Annotated in this window: 19 protein-coding genes; 14 read left to right on the top strand and 5 right to left on the bottom strand. The window is 36.3% G+C overall.

The features are described 5' to 3' along the window. Window positions 1-10: 10 nt before the first annotated feature. Complete coding sequence (locus M0Q24_RS08155; protein WP_295049469.1) at window positions 11-1459, top strand: potassium/proton antiporter; 1449 nt, start codon at window positions 11-13, stop codon at window positions 1457-1459. Window positions 1460-1483: 24 nt separating this feature from the next. On the opposite strand, the gene M0Q24_RS08150 is transcribed toward M0Q24_RS08155, so the two are convergent. Continuing rightward, on the bottom strand, window positions 1484-3106 hold the full coding sequence (locus M0Q24_RS08150; protein WP_295049466.1) for a cation:proton antiporter: 1623 nt from the start codon (window positions 3104-3106) through the stop codon (window positions 1484-1486). 189 nt (window positions 3107-3295) lie between these two features. Between M0Q24_RS08150 and M0Q24_RS08145 the strand changes: the two genes are divergently transcribed. The 13 genes from M0Q24_RS08145 to M0Q24_RS08085 all read left to right on the top strand — a co-directional run bounded on the left by M0Q24_RS08145 (window position 3296) and on the right by M0Q24_RS08085 (window position 19290). Beyond that, a complete protein-coding gene (locus M0Q24_RS08145; protein ID WP_295049464.1) occupies window positions 3296-4918 on the top strand; it encodes a CTP synthase in 1623 nt (540 codons plus the stop codon). Continuing rightward, a complete protein-coding gene (recJ, locus tag M0Q24_RS08140) occupies window positions 4919-6496 on the top strand; it encodes a single-stranded-DNA-specific exonuclease RecJ (protein ID WP_295049461.1) in 1578 nt (525 codons plus the stop codon). A 24-nt stretch (window positions 6497-6520) separates the two neighbouring features. After that, window positions 6521-7366: a zinc transporter ZupT gene (gene zupT, locus M0Q24_RS08135; protein ID WP_295049458.1), complete on the top strand. Its 846-nt coding sequence runs from the start codon at window positions 6521-6523 to the stop codon at window positions 7364-7366. Window positions 7367-7455: 89 nt separating this feature from the next. Then, entirely contained in the window at window positions 7456-8856 is a 1401-nt protein-coding gene (locus M0Q24_RS08130; RefSeq protein WP_295049455.1) for a DUF3373 family protein, read from the top strand. A gap of 306 nt (window positions 8857-9162) precedes the next feature. Next, window positions 9163-10674 (top strand): DUF3373 family protein, encoded by a 1512-nt coding sequence (locus tag M0Q24_RS08125; RefSeq protein WP_295049452.1) that lies wholly within the window; start codon window positions 9163-9165, stop codon window positions 10672-10674. A gap of 292 nt (window positions 10675-10966) precedes the next feature. Beyond that, entirely contained in the window at window positions 10967-12436 is a 1470-nt protein-coding gene (locus M0Q24_RS08120) for an FAD/NAD(P)-binding oxidoreductase (RefSeq protein WP_295049449.1), read from the top strand. Between the two features lie 32 nt (window positions 12437-12468). Beyond that, window positions 12469-12843 carry a c-type cytochrome gene (locus tag M0Q24_RS08115; RefSeq protein WP_295049446.1) on the top strand — a complete coding sequence of 125 codons (375 nt, stop codon included), beginning with the start codon at window positions 12469-12471 and terminating at the stop codon, window positions 12841-12843. A gap of 114 nt (window positions 12844-12957) precedes the next feature. Further along, the gene (locus M0Q24_RS08110) at window positions 12958-14109 is read left to right on the top strand and encodes a cytochrome b/b6 domain-containing protein (protein WP_295049443.1); all 1152 of its coding nucleotides are present in this window, start codon (window positions 12958-12960) and stop codon (window positions 14107-14109) included. Window positions 14110-14272: 163 nt separating this feature from the next. After that, on the top strand, window positions 14273-16687 hold the full coding sequence (locus tag M0Q24_RS08105) for a molybdopterin-dependent oxidoreductase (protein ID WP_295049440.1): 2415 nt from the start codon (window positions 14273-14275) through the stop codon (window positions 16685-16687). 3 nt (window positions 16688-16690) lie between these two features. Continuing rightward, on the top strand, window positions 16691-17254 hold the full coding sequence (locus M0Q24_RS08100) for a 4Fe-4S dicluster domain-containing protein (RefSeq protein ID WP_295049438.1): 564 nt from the start codon (window positions 16691-16693) through the stop codon (window positions 17252-17254). A gap of 10 nt (window positions 17255-17264) precedes the next feature. Further along, window positions 17265-18446, top strand: coding sequence for an NrfD/PsrC family molybdoenzyme membrane anchor subunit (gene nrfD, locus M0Q24_RS08095; RefSeq protein ID WP_295049435.1), 1182 nt, complete (start codon window positions 17265-17267; stop codon window positions 18444-18446). A gap of 78 nt (window positions 18447-18524) precedes the next feature. Further along, on the top strand, window positions 18525-18860 hold the full coding sequence (locus tag M0Q24_RS08090; RefSeq protein WP_295049433.1) for a c-type cytochrome: 336 nt from the start codon (window positions 18525-18527) through the stop codon (window positions 18858-18860). A gap of 106 nt (window positions 18861-18966) precedes the next feature. Beyond that, entirely contained in the window at window positions 18967-19290 is a 324-nt protein-coding gene (locus M0Q24_RS08085) for a cytochrome C (RefSeq protein ID WP_295049430.1), read from the top strand. Window positions 19291-19352: 62 nt separating this feature from the next. Here M0Q24_RS08085 and fliI read toward each other — a convergent pair whose 3' ends face one another. The 4 genes from fliI to M0Q24_RS08065 all read right to left on the bottom strand — a co-directional run. Continuing rightward, window positions 19353-20660, bottom strand: coding sequence for a flagellar protein export ATPase FliI (gene fliI / locus M0Q24_RS08080; protein WP_295049427.1), 1308 nt, complete (start codon window positions 20658-20660; stop codon window positions 19353-19355). 13 nt (window positions 20661-20673) lie between these two features. Then, complete coding sequence (gene folE / locus M0Q24_RS08075) at window positions 20674-21258, bottom strand: GTP cyclohydrolase I FolE (RefSeq protein WP_295049424.1); 585 nt, start codon at window positions 21256-21258, stop codon at window positions 20674-20676. Between the two features lie 21 nt (window positions 21259-21279). Further along, window positions 21280-23208 (bottom strand): ribonuclease J, encoded by a 1929-nt coding sequence (locus tag M0Q24_RS08070; protein WP_295049422.1) that lies wholly within the window; start codon window positions 23206-23208, stop codon window positions 21280-21282. A gap of 11 nt (window positions 23209-23219) precedes the next feature. Further along, the coding region (locus tag M0Q24_RS08065) for an rRNA adenine N-6-methyltransferase family protein (RefSeq protein WP_295049419.1) at window positions 23220-23655 on the bottom strand (436 nt) is incomplete at its 5' end.

Raw genomic sequence — 23655 nt, 5'->3', positions numbered from 1 at the left:
TTAAAAAGGCATGGAAACACTCGATATCTATCTTCTTGTCATTGCTTTTTTAACCCTTTTGAGCGTACTTGCGAGTAAACTCTCAAATACTTTTGGGGTTCCCGCTCTCTTTATATTTTTAGGCTTAGGAATGCTTGCTGGCTCAGATGGCTTGTTAGGAATTCACTTTGATGATGTAGAAATCGCACGAAATGTAGGAACAGTTGCTCTGATTTTTATTCTTTTTGGTGGAGGTCTTGATACTGCTTTTAGAGCTATTAAACCCGTCTTAAAAGAAGGGATTTTACTAGCAACCTTAGGTGTAGTGCTAACAGCACTAGTAGTAGCCATCGGCATTTACTTTCTTTTTGACTTTAGCTTTTTAGAGTCTTTGCTAATAGGCGCTATTATCTCTTCAACTGATGCTGCCGCTGTCTTTGCAATCCTGCGAGCAAAAGGAATTCACTTAAGGAAAAAGTTAGCTCCGCTCTTAGAACTTGAATCTGGAAGTAATGATCCAATGGCTATTTTTCTAACTATTGCTATCTTGCAAATGATTATTTTGCCACAACTTCCTTCTGTAGGTGAGTGGATCTTAGAGTTTTTCTTACAGTTTATTATCGGGGGAGTCTTAGGGTATATCTTTGGGATCACACTTCCTATGATTTTAAATAGAGTTCATTTGAGTTTTTACGGGCTCTATCCAGTCCTTACTATTGGATGGGTTTTGTTATTGTTCTCAAGTACTTCTATGTTAGATGGAAATGGATTTTTAGCGGTTTATATAGCAGGAATAGCAGCCAATACCAAAGAGTTTGTTCACAAAAAAAATCTTGTAGGTTTTCATGATGGTGTCTCATGGATGATGCAAATTGCTGTCTTTTTAGTCTTAGGCTTATTAGTTTTTCCATCAGAACTACCAAATGTTGCACTATCTTCTTTAGCTATTGCTTTTTGGTTGATGTTTGTTGCTCGTCCTTTGGGAGTCTTTTTGAGTATGCACTTTAGCACATTTCCTTTTAGGGAGAAGTTGTTTATCTCGTGGGTTGGGCTTAGAGGGTCGGTTCCAATTATTTTAGCAACATACCCATTTATAGAAAATTTTGAACACTCTGCCTTGATCTTTAATATGGTTTTTTTCATTGTTCTTGCATCTATTTTAATTCAAGGTACATCTCTGCCATTTGTTGCAAGATGGCTAAAAGTTGAAGTGACTAAAGATGACAAAGACAAAAAAATATCATTTTCTCCACTTTTTTACAAGTCATTAAAACAGTTTTATATCCAAAAAAGTTCTCCTGTCATAAACAAAAGTATTGTGGAACTTGATCTACCGCTAGATTTTTTAATTCTTCTAATTAACCGCAATGGTAGATATTTCAAGCCTACTGGATCTACACTACTTGAAGAAAACGATATGCTACTCATTCAGTGTGGAACAAAAAAACAGTATAAAAAAGGCTTAGAGCGCTTTACATAAAATAGTTGTGGCTCAACGACATCTCTATATATTTCTTAATTTGCAGCTCATCATCTTCTCAACAAGAACCTTGCCAACCTCACGCTTAGAATCTACCATAACCGTAATATCAAGATCTTGTAGTGCTTTTATCTCTTCAAGCGATGCTACTTTTACTATAAGGTTTATGTCCTTTGTATGTTTGAGTACTGCTTCACAAATAGCACGTTTTTTATCAATGTTGTCAAGTGTTACGATCACCGCTACTGAACTCTCAGCATTTAGTGCTTCAAGCATTGAGAGTTTTGACATATCCCCTAAATAAGCCTCTTTACCCGCTTTTATAGCTTCTTGAACATGTTTTGGAGAGTTGTCTATTACAACATGAGGTGCATCTACAGCTTCAAGCTCTTTAGCAACAAACTTACCTATAATACTGTAACCACAAACGATGACATGATCTTTTCTTCTAGCAAACTCTTTAGTATCTATCGCTAAATATTCCTCACGAGTAAAATAGTCAATTGCTCCACTAATTCTAGAGATAAAAAATGGCGTTATCATCATAGAAAAGATTACAACAAGAACAAAAAGAGCCTCTAGATCTTTTTCTAATAGCCCGCCGTTAGACGCGACTGCAAAGATTACAAAAGAAAACTCTCCAACTTGAGAAAGGGCAAGAGAAGTCTTTAGTGAAGTGGCATGTTCACTTGTTATACGAAGCAGTATATACATAATAAGTGTTTTTATAATTAAAACAAGAACAAAGATGCCAACTGTAAGCCAAAAATGGTTTATGAAGTACATCAGATCTATCTTCATTCCAACGATGATAAAAAATGTTCCAAGCAAGATATCTTTAAATGGCGCTATATCAAACTCCACTTTGTGATGGTACTTTGTCTCAGCTATTATCATCCCAGCCACAAAAGCACCAAGTGAGTAAGTAAAGCCAAAAAAAGATGCCAAAAGTGAGGCACTTATAACTATAAAAAGTACAGATCCCATAAAAAGCTCTTCTACTTCACTTGATGTTGAGAAGTGTAAAAGCCATGTCATAAGTCTTTTACCAACTACAAAAAGAAGTCCTACAACTATGATGGCACTTATGGCAGTATCTCTTAATATAACTGCAATTGAGCTATCACCACTACTTGTTAAAAAACTTAAAAGTATTAGTATTGGGATAACTGCAATATCTTGAAATATAAGTATCCCCGTAGCTCTTTGTCCATAGGGCGTATATATCTCTTTTGAAGCCTTTAAGTAGCTTAAAACTACAGCAGTAGAAGAGAGTGCAAATGCTAAAGATAAGATAACAGCAGAGATAGTCTCCATACTAAAAACAAAGTGTGCAATGGCAAAAACAACCGCTGCTGTTAGTCCAACTTGTAAGAAACCATTTAAAAATATCTCTTTTTTCATGGAGTTCATTTTGTTTAAAGAGATCTCAAGCCCTATAGTAAACATCAAAAAAACTATACCAAACTCACCGATATGTTCTAGTGTGCTCGACTCTTTTAAATATTGCAGATCAAAAGCATATACAAGAACAGTTCCTGTTAGTATGTAACCAATGATCTGTGAGACTCCTAGGCGTTTTAAAAGTAAGTTAAAAACTGTAGAAATACCTAGAGCCATAACAATATATAAAAGTGTTGCGTCCATCAAAAGCCTTGCGTTAATTTTTGCAATTATATAATATCTTTTTTAAAAAGAGCTATAGAGATTTTAAGAGACTCTGTAATATAATCCGCGATTAATTATATTTAAAAATAGTCACTATACATCTCGCTTACGTGAGTAGATGCTATCTCAGTGACAGGCAAAATCAAAAACTATAAATTAGGAAAAAGCATGACAAAGTATATTTTTGTAACTGGTGGAGTTTTAAGTTCTCTTGGAAAAGGGATAACAGCAGCAAGTGTCGGAACACTGCTTAAACACTCTGGTAAAAAAGTCGGCATGCTAAAAATTGACCCTTATATAAATGTAGATCCAGGGACTATGAGTCCACTAGAACATGGTGAAGTTTTTGTCACAAAAGATGGGGCTGAAACAGATCTAGACATAGGAAACTATGAGAGATTTCTTGACACTTCATACTTAAAGTCTAGTAACTTTACTACAGGTCAAGTCTACTCAAGTGTTATAGAGCGTGAGCGAGCTGGTGGTTACCTAGGGCAGACTATTCAAGTTATTCCTCACATTGTAGGCGAAATCGTAAACCGCATAAAACTAGCTGGTGAAGGCCATGAGATCTTAGTTGTTGAGCTTGGCGGAACTGTTGGAGATATAGAAGGTCTTCCTTTTATGGAAGCTATTAGGCAGATGAAGCATGATGAAGAAGTTGTTGGTACTTTTTTTATCCATGTAACTCTTATACCTTATATAAAAGCAGCTGGAGAGATGAAATCGAAGCCTACTCAGCACTCAGTTCAAGAGCTTCGTCGTATTGGGATTACTCCGCAGATGATTATTGCAAGAAGTGAATTTCCTCTGCCAAAAACTTTTAAGAAAAAGCTAGCAATGAGCTGTGATGTCTCTCAAGATAGTGTCATTGAAGCACTTGATGCTGCTACTATTTATGATATTCCTGTTACTTTTTTAAGACAAAATATTTTAAAACCTATAGCAAAAGAGCTAGATCTAGGGGAACTTGATCCTGATATGGAAGAGTGGGACTCTCTAGTTAAAAAGATAGTTCAGCCCAAAAACCGTGTAGTTGTAGGTTTTGTTGGAAAGTATTTAGAGTTAAAAGAGGCTTACAAATCACTAACAGAATCACTTATCCATTCAGGCGCTCATCTTGATACTAGAGTAGATATAACTTGGGTAGATTCTGAAGAAGTTGAGGAGCGAGGAGCTGAAGTACTACTTGGTGATTGTGACTCCATCTTAGTAGCTGGCGGTTTTGGAAATCGTGGAGTTGAGGGTAAGATAAAAGCCATAGAGTACGCGAGAGTTAACAAGATCCCTTATCTTGGGATCTGTCTTGGTATGCAGCTCACTTTAGTTGAGTACGCTAGAAATGTTTTAGGTTTAGAGGGTGCAAACTCTGTTGAGTTCGATGAAGAAACTCCTCATCCTATGGTCTATCTTATAGACAACTTTTTAGATCAAAATGGAGATTCGCAGATAAGAACTCACAAATCTCCAATGGGTGGAACACTTAGACTTGGAGAGTATCCATGCGACACAAAAGAGGGTTCTATAATCAGAGAAGCTTACAATGGTGAAAAAACAATATATGAAAGACATCGTCATCGTTATGAAGCCAATCCTGCATATAGAGATCAACTTGAAGCTGCTGGAATGATTGTAACGGGCGAATATGATGGACTTATAGAGAGTGTTGAGATAGAAGGGCATCCTTGGTTTTTAGGTGTTCAGTTTCATCCAGAGTTTACCTCAAGACTTCAAACTCCAAACCCTTCTATCCTCGCTTTTGTTAAAGCATCTCTTGGTGCTCTTGAGTAGTTGAAGATACTAAACAAACAAGCACTCTTTGAGCTACTCTCTTGTCGCTTTGAGAGTGGAGATAAAAAACTCAAAGAGATCCCAGATCCAGCCCTCTTAAAAGATGCAACTACTTCAGCAAAAAGAATTGCAGATGCCATAAGATCTAGACAAAAGATCACTCTTGTCGGAGATTATGATGTAGATGGGATAAGTTCTAGTGCTATTATGGTGGAGTTTTTTAAGCAGATCCCATATCCACTAGATGCCATCATCCCAAACCGCTTTAGAGATGGATATGGGGTTAGTCCTAACGTTTTAGAGAGAGTAGATGCAGATCTCATCATAACTGTAGACAATGGCATAACAGCTATAGAAGCCGCTCGTATCTGCAAAGAAAGAGGCATAGATCTCATCATAACAGATCATCATACACCAAGTGCAGATCTACCAGATGCTTACACTATAGTAGATCCAAAGCTTGATGATTGTAACTATCCTTTTAAAGAGATCTGTGGTGCTCAAGTAGCATGGTTGCTTCTGGCTTTAGTTAAAAGGGAGCTAGATCTTAAGATAGATATGAGAGAGTTTTTAGACATTTTAGCCATCGCTATCATTGCAGACATTATGCCACTCATCGACATAAACAGAACCCTTGTAAGAGAGGGCTTAAAAGTTTTAAAGAGATCTCAAAGACCAGCTTCCATCATCATAAGAGACTTTTTAAACAAGTCTAGCATCTCTTCAGAAGATATAGCTTTTCAAATAGCTCCTCGTATAAACTCCGCAGGAAGACTCGAAGATGCTTCCATCGCACTAGAGTTTTTCACAGCCCCAACTCTACAAAAGGCATATGAGCAGTTTGAGAAGCTCACACTTTTAAATGAACTTAGAAAAGAGACTGAACAAGAAGCTACGAGTGAGGCTATACTTGAAGTAAATGAAGATGATAGCATCATAGTCGTAGCAAGCGAGAACTGGCATGAGGGAGTTGTTGGTATCGTGGCTTCTAGACTTGTAGATAAGTTTGCAAAACCTGCCATAGTTTTAAACATAAAAGATGGCATAGCAAAGGGAAGTGCTAGAAGCATAGGCGAGGTTAGTATTTATGCGCTTATAAAAGCCAATGAACACTTGTTAACTAAGTTTGGTGGGCACAAGATGGCTGCTGGTTTAGGGCTGATGGAGCAAGATATTGAGAGTTTTAGAGTAGCCATCAACAAGAGTGCATCCTCAATTCCTGCAGATGCTTTTATAGCAAAAGATGAAGTTTTAGGCATCTTAGATGCTGAAGATATTGACTATGAACTACTAGATCTATTAGAGAGTTTTGAGCCTTTTGGAGAAGCAAACAATCGTCCTAGTTTTTTACTTCAAGATGCAGAAGTTGTAGATATAAAACTTATGGGAAGTGACAATTCACACTCTAGAATAACTCTTAGACAATATCCACACCATACAAAGACCATAGAGATCATAGCTTTTAGAACTATTTTTCATATGCCAAAAAACAGAAAACTCACATGTAGTTATAGAGTTAGTAAAAATGAGTTCAACAACAGAGTCTCCACACAACTTCTTCTAAATAAGCTATACTAACTCAAACTATTTTCTAGGCTTGGTATGCAAGATATATCCCTTGAGACTTTTCTTTTTGCCTTTATGCTTACTTTTTTGGCAGGGACCTCTACTTCAATAGGTGCCGTTTTAGCATTTTTCTCAAAAAGAAATAACTACACTATTTTATCCATCGGCATGGGTTTTTCTGCAGGTGTGATGATCTATGTCTCCTTTATGGAGATCTTAGTCAAATCAAAAGAGTCCTTTTCACAGATCTACTCAAGCCAAATCATCGGTGAATCTTTAACTATCCTATATTTTTTTGCAGGAATTTTGTTAACTGCGTTCATAGATAAGATAATTCCCGAAGATGTAAATCCGCATGAAACCAAAAGCAATAGTGAACTACTAGAGTTAAAACCAGATACAAAAGCTTCTCTTATAAGAAATTCTTCACTCAAACGAACTGGTGTTTTTACCGCTCTTGCCATTGCCATACATAACTTTCCTGAAGGTTTTGCGACTTTCGTATCTGCCCTAGAAAATCCAAGTGTCGGCATATCTATCGCTTTTGCAATCGCTATTCATAACATCCCAGAAGGAATGGCAGTATCTCTACCTATCTATCACGCTACAGGAAATAAAAAAAGTGCATTTTGGTATGCAACTCTTTCAGGGTTAGCAGAGCCTGTTGGAGCGCTTGTGGGATTTTTCCTTATTTTCCCCTTTATGGGAGATGCAACACTTGGCATTACCTTTGCAATTGTTGCGGGGATCATGGTCTATATATCATTTGATGAACTTCTTCCAGCGGCAAGAGTTTACGGTAACGCCCACACAACCATAGTCGGTATCACTCTTGGTATGTTTGTTATGGCAATAAGTCTTATCGCATTTCAAATATTCTAAGAATAAGTTATAATTATAATTCAAACAAATCTTTAAAATTATCTAAAGTTATCTATGTTAAACTTCACAAATTTAACGTAGGAATAATAATGAAAAAAGTTCTATCAATTGCAACAGTTGCTCTTTTAAGTAGTTCACTTCTAGCAAGTCCGGATGTTCAAACTCAGATAGATGAGTTAACAAAGGAGCTTCAAGATCTTAAAAAAGATCACACAAGAACAAGAGACTCACTAAGTGAAGTTAAGTCACAAAGTGCTAATGACAACATCAAATTTGGCATAGATTTTAGAAATGCTGTAGATGTTTTAGAGTATAAAAACAACGATACTGGAGAGAAATTTAGAAACCACTCTCTACTATCAAGCAGGCTATTTCTTACAATGAAAGCATCACCGATGGATGGTCTCGCTTTTTTTGGTAACTTTGGAGTCTATTCAACATGGGGCGCAGATCTCTACCATAACGAAGGTCCGTTAAAAGATTGGTCAGCTTCATCTAAAGCATCTGATAGTGTTATGAGGATAAAAGAGGCTTACTTTGTGTATAAAAACAAAGTGGGTTCACAGCCATATACTTTTAGTATTGGTAGAAGACCAGCTACAAATGGTTTTTTAGCAAATTTTAGAGAAAATGAACCTAAAGCTGGCTCGCCTCTAGCTCATATCACAAACATGGAAGTAAATGGAGTTATGTTAAAGCTAGGTTGGGACCGCTTTATTACAGGCGCATACTCTAAACTTGTATATGGTAGAGCACATACGGGAGAAGGTCATGGTGTATATGGAGAAGACTCAGCAGCGAGGTTTCCATATGCTACTACAAATGATAAAGAAGATGAAAATGTTGACTTCTTTGTGTTCCTAGGTGATGCATATAACAATGGTCAATATCAAGTGATGTACCAATGGGCACATATTTTTGATACTAAAGGTGAAAATCCAAATCTTATTCCAGATCCAGTTGCTAACCCTGGAGTAACTCTTAAAAAAGGCTCAGCAGGCTATGCAGATCTCTTCTCTTTAGGCTTAAAAGTTGATGGTGTAGGTGATGAGATAAGCGACTTCTTAGATAGTACTACTCTTTTTGCTTCTGTTGCTTACACTAACTACAATGCAAAGAGTGGTCATAAAATAATGGGTTCAAGTGGTTCTACAGATGGTCAATCTTTTTGGGTTGGTGCAGTTATTCCAGATATGATCACAGAGTCTGGAAAGTTTGGTTTTGAGTACAATCAAGGCTCAAAATACTGGACACCAATGACATGGGCCGAAGATACTGCTATGGGATCTAAGGTAGCGGTTCGTGGATCTGCATATGAAGCCTACTGGAATTTCGATCTTTTTGGAGTAAAGTATCTTCCATCTCAGATCAGATATACATATGCACAACATGACTACACTCCAAACATAAACTGTGCAGGTTGGGTTGAACCTAAAAAAGTTGATATAACTTCTTCAGATATAAGATTTGCTGTTTCTTACAGATACTAGATCTTTATAGCTTATGTTTTTAAACATAAGCTATAGTTTTATTCTATATAAACAACATCTTAAGGCTTAGTGTTAAAATAGCCAATTTGCATACCATAAAGCTATCAAATTATAAGTAAAAATAATACTTGGTTATGCTATTAATAAGCTCTGATTAACTCTCACTACATAAGAATAGTTAATATCACACAAATATCACACAATAAGTTACAAATTTGTAACTTTTTACATATTTTTTCCCATTTCCTAGTTATTTTCACACCAAACCTGATAGAATTTAGAGAATTTAAAACACAAGGGGATTTTATGAAAAAAATCATCGCACTTTCAACGGTTGCTTTTTTAAGTACAGCTCTTTATGCAGATGCAGCAATGCAAAAGCAGATAGACGAACTAACTCAAAAGCTTGAGAAGATAGAAAAGACACAAGATAGAAACATAAAGAAGATTGGTGAGGTTAACTCACTAGCTGCTAAAGACAATATCAAGTTTGATGTTGATTTTAGAACTTCTTATGATAACTTACAGTACAAAACTGCAAGTGGAAAAAAGTATAAAAATGATGGTCTTTATTCAAATCGTTTATGGTTAGGTATGGGTTATGCTCCTACTGATACTATGGTTTTTAAAGGTCAACTAGCTTACCATAAAGCTTTTGGTGCATCTGCGAATGGCTCATCTGGCATGCCTCAAAGAGGAATGGGCTTTGATACTTTTGACTGGATCTCAAGTGAAGCTCTAAATGATGATAAGCTAAGAGTTAGAGAAGTTTATTGGTTATGGACTCCAACTCTTGGTAACTTTCCTATGACTGTAAGTGTTGGTCGTCGTCCTTCTACTAATGGCTACCTTGTAAACTTAAGAGATGATGATCAATCAAAATCTCCTATGGGTCATGTTATCAACATGGAGTTTGATGGAGCATCTGCTGGTGTTTCACTAGATAAGTTTGTAACTGGTATGAACTTTAAACTTTGTCTTGGTCGTGGTCTAACAAATGCTAAGTCATGGGCAAATAGTGCCGATACAGCAACAGGACCTTCTGGAATGGGTCCAACTTCTCCAAACTATATCAAAGAAGATGGTGCTCTTGATACTATTGATTTAGCAGGTTTTATCTTCGTTCCTTATGATGATGGTCAATATGCAGTATCTACTACGTGGTACAGAGGATTTAATGTTCCTGGCTTAGCTTTTGATAGCTGGGCTAATCCTATGACTCCTCAACAAGCCCCAATAATGGCATTAAAAACTGTTGGAGATATGGATGGTATGGCTATCTCTGCTAAGGTAGAGGGTATTGGTAATGAGATCAATGATTTTCTAGATGGGACTACACTTTTTGCATCTTTTGGAGCATCAATAACTCGTCCAGATAATAAAGCTCAACATATTACGAACCCAACGACAGGTGCAACTGATACATTTGCTTCAATGCTTGGTAGTACTTCTGATAAAACAGGTACTTCTGTTTGGCTTGGTGCTCAGATGCCAAACTTAACTGGTGGTAAATTTGGACTAGAGTATAACCATGGTTCTAAGTACTGGAGACCATTTACTTATGGTGAAGATACTTTCATTGGTTCTAAGTTAGCTGCTCGTGGTGATGCTTATGAAGCTTACTGGACTCAACCACTTATAGATGATGTATTTTCTATGCAAGTTAGATATACATATATAAAGTATGAGTATACAGGTTCAGATGGTTTCTTTGGAGATGGCGGAACACCTATGACTATGGCAGAAGCTAAAGCTCAAGGTATGGATCCAGTTGAAAAAGCACAAGATATTCGTGTATATTTCAGATATAGATATTAAAAAATGTTAAGAAGCTAGCTTTCTAGCTTCTTATCTCCACTCATAGCAACTTCATAAAAACTTATATCTATTATAATTATAGCCTCTCTAAAGCCCTATATGGCATGATCTTGTCACTTTTGTTTGGCTCCTCTCTAGCTCTCTTTTGAAACAATCTTTACGCTAAAAGTAAACACACTATCACACAATTATGATATATCACACTAAAGTTACAAACTTAAAGCTTATTTAAAAAATAATTAAGCCTCAAACTTGTACAATCTTCGTATTATCAAAACATAGGGGAAGTAGTATGAAAAAAAACGAAATCTTAGAAGAAATTCTAAATGAAGTAGAAAAGCATCCAGAGATCATGTCTCGTCGTGAAGCTTTAAAGTATTTAAGTGTGTCTCCAATGGCTGCATCTATCTTAGCCGGTGCTACTATTGGTGCCTCATCAGTAAGCGCATCAAGTGCAAAAGGCAAGATTGTTATCGTTGGTGGTGGGCTAGCAGGGATGAGTACAGCTGCAAGACTTAACAACACTCTATCAAACGCTGACATTACTGTTATAGAGCCAGATCCAACTTCTGTATCTTACCAACCAGGTCAAACACTTGTAGGTGCTGGACTATGGGATGCTGCTGACATCACTTACAACAGAGACGACTTTTTACCAAGTGGAGTTAAATTAATTAAAGGAAGCGTAACTGCATTTAATCCTGATAGTAATTCTGTAACTGTTGATGGTTCCCAAGAAGTTACTTATGATCACATGATTATAGCTACTGGTCTTATGCTTAACTACGCAGCTATTAAAGGTCTTGACGGTGTTATCACTTCATCAGGAACAGACAACGCTTCTGTTAAAAAAACAGTTGGTAAAGATGGTGTTCATTCTATCTACTTTAGAGATGGTTCAACTGCAACATGGGAAGGTATTCAAGAGTTAGTAGCTAAAGCAAAAGCTCACAAAGGTCCAGAAAAATTACAAGCAGTATTTACACACCCAAATACTCCAATCAAATGTGGTGGTGCACCTAAAAAAATCATGTATCTAGTAAATTCTCGCCTTGAAGAAGCTGGCGTGAGAGATAAAGTTGAGCTTACACTCTATCCAAATGGTGGAAAAATGTTTGGTGTTCCTGAGTATCATGAGGCTATTTTACAACAGTACAAAGACAGAGGATTTAAGTGGCACTACGCTCATAATCTTGTAGAAATTGACACAAAAGGCAAAGTAGCTACTTTTAACCATCACTGGACAGAAAAAGGTGCATGGGATGAAGATCTAGAAGAGTATGGTGTAGAACTTAAGAGTGAGCTAGTTGAAGTTCCTTATGATTTCATCCACATTACTCCTCCAATGAAAGCTCCGGATGTTGTTGCTAACTCTGATGTTGGTTCTGACAAAGGATGGGTTCCTGTAACTAAAGAGACTATGAGACATGTTAAGTATGAAAATGTATGGTGTCTAGGTGATGTTGCCGCTGTTCCGATGGGTAAAACAGGTGGATCTGTTCGTAAGCAGTACAAAGTAGTTGTTGACAACCTAGTAGCATCAATGGAAGGTAAATCATTACCAAGTAAATACGGCGGATATACAGTTTGTCCTCTTATTACAAGTATAGGCACAGTTATGCTTGCAGAGTTTGACTGGAGTAAAAAACCAACTCCATCATTCCCACTTGATCCAACTAAAGAGAGATGGATATGGTGGTTATTAAAGGTTTATGCACTTAAGCCAATGACTATCCATGGTATGCTTAGCGGTAGAGCTTAACAAAAAAATATATTGAATATTAGGAGAATAAAATGATAAAACAAATAAGCACAATAGCACTTGTAGCGATAGCAGCTATAGCATTTACTGGTTGTAGTGGTGAGAAAAAAGCTACTGAAGTTAAAACATATAAATACAGCACTACAGAAGTTTATGAAAAATCATGTAGCAAGTGTCACGGTCTGAATGGTGAAGGTAATGTTGAAAAGAAAACACCTGCACTTAACGATAGAACAGCGGGCGAAATGGCTCAAGATCTATTTGATGTAAAAAATGGTGGAACGAACCAATCTTCTGGTACAGATCACGAAATCATGGAACACAACATGCAAAAACTTGTTGATAAAGGCTTCGATTACGATATTAACTCTATGGCTGAGTATATGTCTAAACTAAGCAAAAAATAGTTAGAAGAGAGTTATTCTCTAGCTATCAAACCTAAAGACCAATTAACTGTCTTTTTTTATTTTTAAAGGTTTAATGTGATACAATCGTGCGCATTAAGCCTTTAGGATAAATAATTGAACAAAAGAAAAAACCAAGTTTTTGTTTGGCCAATCTACACTAGAGTTATACACTGGCTTATAGCTTCCACATTTACTCTATCTTTTATCTTTTCACTTAAAAAAAATCTACTAAATCTTCATGTTGCTGTTGGTATTATATTTGGTCTAATGCTTGTGTATAGAATTATTTGGGGTTTCGTAGGCCCTAGATATGCCACATTTAACACTTTTGAACTTTCACTTGCAAAACTAAAATTTTATTTTATAGAAAAAGTACAAAATAGATGGAGAGAGATCCCCGCTGGTCATAATCCTGCATCAAGTTGGTTTACACTAATAGTTCTAAGTTTAGGCTCAATCATCTCTATTACAGGTCTTTTACTCTATGGTATACAAGAAGGTAAGGGCTATCTTGGCTTTTTAAACTGCCATTACTACATGTACATGGACATACTATTTGATATTCATATGTATCTCTCTTACACTCTATTGGTTTGGGTTATTATTCATATTTCAGGTGTCTTGGTAGAACAGTTTTATCATAAAACTGGAATGCTCTTTGCCATGATAACAGGCTATAAAAAGACAAAAGGGATAGACTCTAAGCCTGGAAAATATAAAAGTAGCCTAACATATGTTTTTCTTCTTATCTCTGCAATGGTATTTTATGTTTCAATTGATGGTAGAAATAATCCTTTTGTAGTTAGCATATATGACCAAATAAATTATGAACAAGAAAATCCAGCATATGCTCACAAGTGCGGAACATGCCATAAACTCTATCCCCCTTTTATGCTACCAGCTTCATCATGGGAGAGAATCCAAGATGACATAAGCAACCACTTTGGCGAAGAGATCTCACCAGATCATAAAAAAGAGGATAATAGAATCTCTCTAAATGAACAAAGAACTATCTTTGCTTATCTAAAGGAAAATAGTGCAGATCATAGTACAAGAAAGATATCTGTTAGGGTTATGAAATCTTTAGATGGAGCTCGGGGTAGAAAGTCTATAACAAAAATACAGTATTGGAAAGATGCACATGCGAACGTTCCGCCACATATTTTTAGATCAAAAGAAGTGAAAAGAAAAGCAAACTGTTTTGCATGTCATAAAAATTTTGACAAAGGTATGCTTGAAAATATAGATATTATTTATTATAAATAGGAGTAAACATAACAATTATTTATTAAAAATATAAATATATATAAAGTATATGTAAGATAAATTTAAGTACAATTTTCCAATCTATACTAGTTAGTTAAATTAAGATTTAATTTAACTCTATTATTAATAGTTTTATAAAAAATACTATGGGAGGATAATGCCAATGAAAGTGGAAATTTCAAGAAGAAAATTTCTTCAAGGAAGTGTAGTTATGAGTGTTGTCGGTGCGACAGCAATTAGCGCTACAAGTCTACTGTCCAAGGGTTCAAAGCCTGAAAGAGTCTCATTTAAAAATACAAAAACACAAAATGGTGATGCACATGAAATCGCAACACTATGTGAGATGTGCGTTAACAAATGTGCAGCATTAGCGAGAGTTGAAAATGGTGTCATCACAAAACTAAATCCAAATCCAATGTTTCCAAAATCAAAAAATATGTTGTGTGCTAGAGGTAATGCTGGTATTCAATCAGTTTATGATCCAGATAGACTAAAATATCCAATGATTAGGATTGGTGAGAAGGGTGAGGGTAAGTTTAAGAGAGTAACTTGGGATGAAGCTTATGAAGCTATTCTTCATGGTACAGATAAGTTTCCTGGTCTTGAAAAAATTCTTGATGAAGAGGAAGATAATCGTTCTTCACTGCTTTTTTGTGCGGGTGAAGGTATGGCTGAACATACATTTAAACAGTTCTACCAAGCTTTTGGTTCTGCGAACTGGTTAAATCATTCATCAATCTGTCTTCAAACTGTTGCCTCAGGATATGGTGTAACTATCGGCGCCTATCCCCTAGCAGATCTAGACAATGCAGAGTATATCATTATGGCTGGTGCAAATAGAGCAGAAGCCATTGTTACTCCAGATACTATGGATGCATTTAAAAGAACTAAGCGTCGTGGTGCTAAGCTTATTTGTATAGATCCAAGATTTACAAATACTGCAGCAAAATCGGACAAATGGTTAGCTATAAAACCTGGAACTGACTTAGCATTTGTACTCGCTTTAACCTATGTAACACTGACTGAAGAGCTACATAACAAAGAGTATGTAGCTGAGAATTTTAATGGTTTTGATGAGTACCAAAATAGTGTTATATCAAATAAGTATACACCTGAGTGGGCTGAGCCAATAACTGGAATAAAAGCTAAAGATATCTATACAATAGCTAGAGAATTTGCAGCTCACGCGCCAAAAGCGGTCTACTATCCAGGAAGGAGAAGTACTTTTGCTAAAAATGACTTCCAACTTCGTCGTGCTATGGCAATTTTTCAAGCTCTGCATGGGGCAATTGACACAAAAGGTGGACTTGTTTTTGGTAGCACTTTGCCTCTTAAAGAGCATGAAGGCTTACAACCTCTATATGAAAAAGCTCAAGCTAGAGCAATGGGCAAAAAAACTCCAAATGAAGAAGGTCATACAGGTTATGACGATTGTGCTGTTGTAAGTGGTGGTGGTTCTTGGATCAGTTGGAGAAACAGATACATAGAAGATAGAATGGAGTACAACGTCAGAGGGATGTTCTGCTACAAGCACAACCCTATGGCAAATATGCCAAACACAGCGAAAACTGCGCAGATGCTTAAGAAAATGGAACTTGTTGTAACAATAGATACAATGCCAAGCGATACTGTAATGTATGCAGATGTTGTGCTCCCTGAGTGTACTTACTTAGAAAGGACAGATCCTATTAAAACATTTGGTGGTGTTGAGCCATCTTTTGCAGTTAGAAACAAAGTAATTGAACCAATGTTTGAGAGTAAGCCTGTTATTGACATCTTAAGAGGTTTAACAAAGAAAATCTCTAAACCTCTATTTGAGATCAGTAAAAAATATGATGAAGAGATCCAAGATGAGATAGAAGATAGTGATGAAGAGTCAGTATATGCTGAATTTGATCTTACTCTACCATTTTTACACTCTCAAGAAGAGATCAACCATCACTCGGTAGCTATGTATATAGGAGCTGCTGAAAAACTTGATAAAGATGGTGTTTTCTACCCAAAACAAGACAAATACTACAAGCAACTCTCTGTAAATGAGTACCAATACTACCCTGAAAATAAAAAAGCATACAGCATAAAAGGTGGTAAGCCTATAACTCCATCTGGAAAAGTTGAGTGTGTTATGGAATCTTTTACTAGTAAAGGAATAGATGCCATGCCTATATGGAGGGATGAGTATGAGTTTAATGTACCTAAGGGTAAATTTAAGCTTCTCACCGGTCGTCATGCTCAGTTTACTCAAAGCGGAACAGCTAACAACACCATGTTGCTAGATCTAATGCCTGAGAATTTTATCTGGATCAACAAAAGAGTTGCAGAGATGAAAAATATAAAATTTGCTGATATGGTAGAAGTTAGTTCAAGCATTGGTAAGACTAGGCTAAAAGCATATCCAACAGAAAAAATTGCTCCAGATCAAGTGTTTTTTATACATGGTTTTGGACAAGAGTGCGAAGCTTTAACTTGGGCATATAAAAATGGTGGAAATGACAATACTATCATTGAAGACCACATTGAACCTGTTTATGGTGCTGCAGCCATGCATGAAACAAATGTTGAAATAAGAAAGGTGTAACTTATGGCTAGATATGGAATGGCACTTGACTACAAAAGTTGTATCAATTGCAAGGCATGTGAAACAGCATGTAAAGAAGAAAACGGAATCTTAATGGGCGCAGACAGCCATAGGATTTGGGTAGGAACTGGAGAGATTGAGGGTCAATATCCTATGCTTGATATCGTCTCAAACACTTTCTATCCAAGCCAGTGTCAACACTGTGAAGAAGCACCTTGCGAAGAGGTTTGTCCTACACAGGCCACTTACTATGATGAGGGTGGCATTGTCAGAGTTGATCCAGAGAAGTGTATTTTATGTAGCTACTGTATGAATGCTTGTCCTTACGATGCAAGATATGTAGATAATAGAACTATGACTGTTGATAAGTGTAATTTTTGTGCTGACACAAGACTTGCAAGAGGTGAAACAACCACAGCATGTCAAAATACTTGTCCTACAAAAGTAAGAATTTTTGGTGATTTAGATGATCCAAATAGTGAAATAAGTGAAGTATTAAGAACTAGAGAGCATTTTTCGCTCAAAGCAAATCTCGGTACTAAGCCAAAACTATTTTACCTAACATAAGGAGTATATAATGAAAATAAGAGATTATATCCCGATGCGGGAAGATTTTTCTATAAAATCGCTTTTAAGTTTTGAAAAAACTGCTGTTAATATACTTCTAGCTGCTGTTATCTTAGGCTTTTTAGCTTTGTTTGTTGTAGGTGTAGCAATTTATTTACAACATGGTCATCACGCCTACAATGTTACAAGAGAGCACCCATGGGGTCTTTTAATTGGCGTCTATATCTTTTTTGTTGTTAGCTCAACTGGTCTTTGTATAGTTGGCTCACTAGGTGATGTTTTTGGTTTTAAAGACTATATGATGATCTCAAAAAGAGCTATCTTTGGCTCTATTGTGACTATTGTCGCTGGTTTTGCAGTAATCGCTTTTGAAATCGGACACCCAGTTACTATGCTTATTTACAATGTTGTAAGCCCAGGTTTGACTTCTGCTATTTGGTGGATGGGAACTCTTTATGGTCTCTACTTAACATTTATGATTGTAGAGTTTTACTTCTTATTAAATAACAAAATGAAAAAAGCAAGGATTTTTGGTCTTACTGGACTCTTAGTTGGTCTTGCAGCTCACTCAAACCTTGGTGGTGTATTTGGATTTTTAAATGCAAGACAGATCTCAAATGGTGTTTATTATCCAACATATTTTATTTTAACAGCCTTTATTACTGGTATATTTATAGCCTTTATTATGTTTGGTTTTAGATATAAACTAAATTTTCCAGAAAATGCTAAAAAATTACTTATGGGTCTAGCTAAAATACAAGCTCTTTTAATTTCTATACTGATTTTCTTTGTTACGTGGAAGATGCTAACAGATATATATGGTGGTATGCCTAACCGTGCTGAAGTAGCTATTCACATACTTGGTAGTTGGACATTTTGGGCTGAAGTTTTCTTAGCTATGCTTATTCCACTTTTCTTAATTATTAAAGATATGGGTAGAAATCCTATTGTACTTTTTTGGGCTTCGATGGGTGGAATGATAGGTATCTTCTTTATGAGATACAACCTTGTACACGACACACAACTAAAACCACTTCAAATGTTAAAATTAAAAGAGTATCAACTAGCTCCACAGTGGATAGAATATTTTCCATCATCTACTGAGATAATGATCTCTCTAGGTGGGCTTGGACTTTGTATGCTTCTATACTACATTGGTACTAAAGCCTTCAATCTTGATGAGACTCACTAAGCTTTATTTATTTTCTCTTGATAGCACATCTCAAGCAGAGATGTGTTAATATATCGTAAATTTTTAGGAGAATTAATTTTGAAACAAAAAAAAATGATTATATTTCTATCCTCAATTATCCTTATACTTAGCAGCAATCTAGGTGCAAGTTCAACTGATAGATACACTATGGAGCAGATATATAACAATATGTGTATAGAGTGCCATAGCTCTAATGGTTCAGGTAACACTGAAAAGCTAACACCTAGTATGGCTAATTTATCTCTAAATGAGATCAAAGAATCTTTACTTGAGATCGAAAATGAAGATGGACATGTTATTATGCAACACAATAGAGATCAGATCCTAAAAAAAGACATGAAATACTCTGCAAAAGAGATGGCAACTTACCTACACACAAGATTTAATAGATAAAGCTATTTATTGTAACATATAGGCTAAATTATATATGCTAACTCTACATTAAATATTATTTTTATAATATTTTGGTTAAACTGTACGAATCAAATAAGGAGACACAATGAATAAAATCGTAAAAATTGCACTTGCTGCAACTATATTGCTAGGAATGAGTTCTGTAACACTGAGCGCAGATGTTGCAAAAGGTCAAAAACTATATCTTAAAAAGCTTAAAAAAGCTTGTGATATGAATGGTGCTAAAATGGCGGCTCAACACTCTCAGTTTGAGTGGGAAACTTTCAAAAATGAAGGTACATTAGCAGATGAATTAAAAAGAATCTGTCCAAGTGCTTCAGACGATGCTTTAAAAGATAAATATTTAGAACATTATTATGATTTCTTTAACGAATATGCTAACGATAGTGGTAACGTACCATCTTGTTAAGTAACCTTTGAGTCACTCTTTGTGACTCAAGCCCTCTAAGCCTCAAAATAAATTTTAAAATTCTAAGACATCATTAACGAAATTAGTTCATCTTTTGCATCTTCATAAGTCGTCTGAAAAGTCGCTAGTTGTGACATAAACTTCTCCATACCCTCTTTTTTACTCATAGCTTCATCAAGTTCTTTATCAGTACCTTTTACATAAGCACCAATTCGTATAATCATCTCATTTTCTTTTAGGAGCGTATAGAGCCTTCTAAACTTCATAACTGCTTGTAAATGCTCTTGTGAGATGATATCATTCATAACTCTAGATGCAGAGTTTAGTATGTGAATAGGTGGATATATACCAAAGTCTGTAAGCTCACGAGATAGCACTATGTGACCATCTAAAATAGAGCGAGATTGATCGGCTATGGGATCACTCATATCATCACCCTCAATCAGTACAGTGAAAAAAGCTGTGATGGAGCCTTTGCCATCTTCCTTTCCTGCTCTCTCCATAAGTTGTGGCAGAAGAGTAAGGGATGATGGAGGATAACCCTTTGAGGTTGGTGGTTCACCAAGGGCAAGTCCGATCTCTCTTTGAGCCATAGCGAATCTTGTAACTGAGTCCATGATAAAAAGTACATCTAAGCCTTGATCCTTAAAAAACTCAGCAACACTCATGGCAGCAAAAGCGCCATACTTTCTCATAAGAGGAGAATCATCCGAGGTTGCAACGATAATTACAGTATTTTCTAAATTTCCACCTAGATTTTTCTCTATAAATTCTGGAACTTCTCTACCACGCTCACCGATTAGTGCCACTACTTTTATAGGTGCGTTTGACCCCTTTACAATCATGCCCATAAGAGTTGATTTTCCAACTCCACTTCCAGCAAAGATACCAAGTTTTTGACCTTTACCACAAGTTAAAAGTCCATCTATACTTTTGACTCCAACACTAAAAATCTCATCTATCATACCTCTCTTCATCGCAGCAATTGGGGCTTTTATGATAGGAGACATATGTTTTGAACTAATATTTCCTTTACCATCTATAGGGTGCATAAAAGGATTTACAACTCGACCTAAGAGTGATTCGCCAACTGGGATATTCATACCAGATTGATCCAAAAAGACTCTATCGCCTGAACAAAAGCCCTCCACAAAGCTAAAAGGAGTTATGAAAAATGTAACTCCATCTATCTCTGTAACCATTCCAACACTCTCTTGCTTATTTGTATTTGAGACTATTTTCACCATGTCTCCGATACTGACACTTAAGCCTTTTGCTGTGATAATGGTTGCGTTGATTTTAATGATCTCTCCAAAAGCCACTGAGTGGTTCTTTGACGAGATCTTAGATTTGAGAGATTTAAATGGCATGTGATGCTCTTTTTTAGTACCGTGTACCTGTAGGTGAATTTATCAAAGAAAAAAACTCACTTCTTGTTTTTTGATCTTTCTTAAAGAGTCCACGCAATGCTGAAGATGTCGTAGTAGAGTTGATCTTCTCAACTCCTCTCATCTCCATACACATATGACGAGCTTGTATAACTACCGCCACACCTTTTGGCTTTATAGTATCCATAATGGCATCTGCAATCTGTTCTGTTAGTTGTTCTTGGATCTGCATACGACGAGCAAAAACATTTACCACTCGTGGTATTTTAGAGAGTCCTACAACCTTTCCATCAGGGATATATGCCACATGAACTCGACCAATGATAGGAAGCAAGTGATGTTCACAAGTTGAGTAAAACTCAATATCTTTTAAAAGCACCATCTCATCATTTGAACTCGTAAAAAGAGCCTTCTCTAAGATAGCTTTTGGATCTTCTTTGTATCCGCCATATATGAACTCATATGCTTTTCTAACCCTCTCAGGGGTGGCTTCTAAGCCTTCCCTCTCTGGATCTTCATCCACATGTTTCATCATAACCTTTACAGCATTTTCAAACTCTATGTTTTTTTTGTTGTCCATAGTTTTGCCTTTAAATATTGCTTATGAAACTAACACATGAGGAACTATAAGTGGATATTTTTTCAGTTTTCTAAAGATATGTTTTCTTATAATCTGGCGTAAATCATTCTCTAGTGCTCTAGGATTTTCGATCTGCCCCTCTTTTACATGCATCAAGAAGTTCTCTAAGATATCTTCCATCTCTTTTGCAAAAGCCTTATCTTGTCTATCTGCAACTATTCCAAATGTAGTAACCTTTGGTTTTGCTAGCATTTTTGTATGTTTTCCATCAACCTGAGCTACAAGCATGACGATACCATCAGTTGCAAGTTTTTGACGATCTAGAACTATATCATCATCTATTTGGTGGTTATTTTGGTTATCTATATAAGTTTTACCAGTTTTTACAGTTTTTACTTTACGCATATACTTAGGAGCAACTTCTATCTGATCTCCATCTGTCATAAGCATAATATTTCTCTCTGGAACTCCACACATAATACCTGTCTCTTTATGCTTCATAACATGGTTATATTCACCGTGAACTGGCAAGAAAAACTTAGGATTTACAAGGCGAAGCATAAGTTTTTGCTCCTCCATTGAAGCGTGACCTGAAACGTGAATATCTCTGTCTGATGCAACTTTAGCACCAGCTCTTTGAAGATGATTTAACATTCCAGAGATTGAGCCTTCATTTCCAGGAATAGCACGAGAAGAGAGAACTATTAGATCTGTTGGTTTTATCTTGATGTGTCTATGTTCACCAATTGACATTCTAAAAAGAGCAGAACTTGGCTCGCCTTGAGATCCTGTTGTAATTATAAGAACATCTTTATCGCTCATATGTGCTACTTGATCTGGTTCAACAAAGATATTTTTGTTAAGTCTTACATAGTCGTACTGCATAGCCGTCTCGATGTTTCTCTCCATAGAGCGACCGATAACACAGATCTTACGGTTATACTTAAGACCATATTGTATAGCTTGATATACACGGTGGATGTTTGAGCTAAATGTTGAGAGAATAACTCTACCCTCTGCCTTTGCAAAGATACGATCTAGTGCAGGAGCTACACTTAACTCTGATCCAGTTGGTATAGTGTTATAAGAGTTAGTTGAGTCACTAAGTAGGCATAAAACTCCTTGTTCACCATAGTGAGCAAGTCTATGCAAGTCTGCTGTATAGCCATCTACTGGAGTATAGTCAATCTTAAAGTCACCAGTGTGGATAATAGTTCCTGCTTCTGTTGTGATAGCAAGTGAAGATGAGTCTAAGATAGAGTGTGTCATATGCATCCACTCAATTTTAAAATCATTACCAATATCATATATCTGTCTTTTTACAATTGGGTTAAAATACTTTCTACACTCTTTGATATGATGCTCATCAAACTTGTTTCCGATCATCGCTAATGGAAGTGGAGTTGCATATATAGGAAATTGCATCTCTTTGTAGAGATATGGCATCGCACCAATATGATCTTCGTGAGCGTGAGTTATAATAACTGCTTTTATCTTATCTTTGATTTGACGAAGGTATGCAAAATCTGGGATCAAGATGTCAACACCGTGCATATCTTCATCTGGAAAACTCATCCCGATATCTACTAAGATAGCTTCGTTTTCAGTTTCAAAAACTGTTATATTTCCACCAATTTCACCTAATCCTCCAAGTGGAGTAATGCGAACTTTAGCTTTAGAATTTAGATCTAGCTTATAGTGTGGATTTAGTCTTTGCTTGTGAGCCTCTTGGTTTTTTACAACAAAAGACTTTAGATTTTCATCCACTGGTGTTGATTGTCTGCGGCGACCACGACTTTTATTTTTGTTTTGAGCAGCTGGTTTAGAACCACCTGCTGGTCTTGGTTTTGAACTGTTTGGCTTTGCAGCACTACTTTGTCTTGGTGTGTTGAGTGGTTTACTGTTTGGTTGTGGGGTACTCTCTGTACTCCCTTGAATTTCTTCTGACATCCAAACTCCTTTTATATTAATTTTTTATAGAGTTGGTGATAGTAGTCTGTAGATAGTTGATGAGGACGAACGGTTTGTGAGAGCGAAAGCTCTAAAAATACGTCTTGAAGGATGTCTTTCTTATAGATCTCAGATAGATTTTTCATAAGGGTTTTTCTGGGTTGCTTAAATGCAACTCTAAGCAAGCCCTCAAAATCCTCATCATTTCTATCTCTGTTCTTTTTTATAAGAAAAACAGCAGAGTCTATCTTTGGCGGAGGTTCAAAAGCTGTTGGTGGAACTTGCACAATTAACTGTGCATCTCCAGCACTTTGAGTTATTACACTCAAAGATCCAAACACTTTTTCGCCCTCATTTGCACAAAATTTCTCTGCTACTTCGAGCTGTACCATTACAAGTATGTTTTTACACATTGGATCTGCGAGTGCTTTTAAAATGATGTTTGTT

This window comes from Sulfurimonas sp. (genome assembly GCF_023228785.1).
In the GTDB taxonomy this organism is placed as follows: domain Bacteria; phylum Campylobacterota; class Campylobacteria; order Campylobacterales; family Sulfurimonadaceae; genus Sulfurimonas.
Note: the sequence above shows the minus strand (reverse complement) of the source record. Positions and strands in the feature narration are given on the sequence as shown.

Coding starts and splice junctions, on each gene's coding strand:
- M0Q24_RS08085 (WP_295049430.1), top strand. CDS start 18,967: ATGAATAAAATCGTAAAAATTGCACTTGCTGCAACTATATTGCTAGGA.
- M0Q24_RS08115 (WP_295049446.1), top strand. CDS start 12,469: ATGATAAAACAAATAAGCACAATAGCACTTGTAGCGATAGCAGCTATA.
- M0Q24_RS08100 (WP_295049438.1), top strand. CDS start 16,691: ATGGCTAGATATGGAATGGCACTTGACTACAAAAGTTGTATCAATTGC.
- M0Q24_RS08120 (WP_295049449.1), top strand. CDS start 10,967: ATGAAAAAAAACGAAATCTTAGAAGAAATTCTAAATGAAGTAGAAAAG.
- M0Q24_RS08145 (WP_295049464.1), top strand. CDS start 3,296: ATGACAAAGTATATTTTTGTAACTGGTGGAGTTTTAAGTTCTCTTGGA.
- M0Q24_RS08105 (WP_295049440.1), top strand. CDS start 14,273: ATGAAAGTGGAAATTTCAAGAAGAAAATTTCTTCAAGGAAGTGTAGTT.
- fliI (WP_295049427.1), bottom strand. CDS start 20,660: ATGCCATTTAAATCTCTCAAATCTAAGATCTCGTCAAAGAACCACTCA.
- nrfD (WP_295049435.1), top strand. CDS start 17,265: ATGAAAATAAGAGATTATATCCCGATGCGGGAAGATTTTTCTATAAAA.
- zupT (WP_295049458.1), top strand. CDS start 6,521: ATGCAAGATATATCCCTTGAGACTTTTCTTTTTGCCTTTATGCTTACT.
- M0Q24_RS08155 (WP_295049469.1), top strand. CDS start 11: ATGGAAACACTCGATATCTATCTTCTTGTCATTGCTTTTTTAACCCTT.
- M0Q24_RS08150 (WP_295049466.1), bottom strand. CDS start 3,106: ATGGACGCAACACTTTTATATATTGTTATGGCTCTAGGTATTTCTACA.
- M0Q24_RS08070 (WP_295049422.1), bottom strand. CDS start 23,208: ATGTCAGAAGAAATTCAAGGGAGTACAGAGAGTACCCCACAACCAAAC.
- M0Q24_RS08125 (WP_295049452.1), top strand. CDS start 9,163: ATGAAAAAAATCATCGCACTTTCAACGGTTGCTTTTTTAAGTACAGCT.
- M0Q24_RS08130 (WP_295049455.1), top strand. CDS start 7,456: ATGAAAAAAGTTCTATCAATTGCAACAGTTGCTCTTTTAAGTAGTTCA.
- folE (WP_295049424.1), bottom strand. CDS start 21,258: ATGGACAACAAAAAAAACATAGAGTTTGAAAATGCTGTAAAGGTTATG.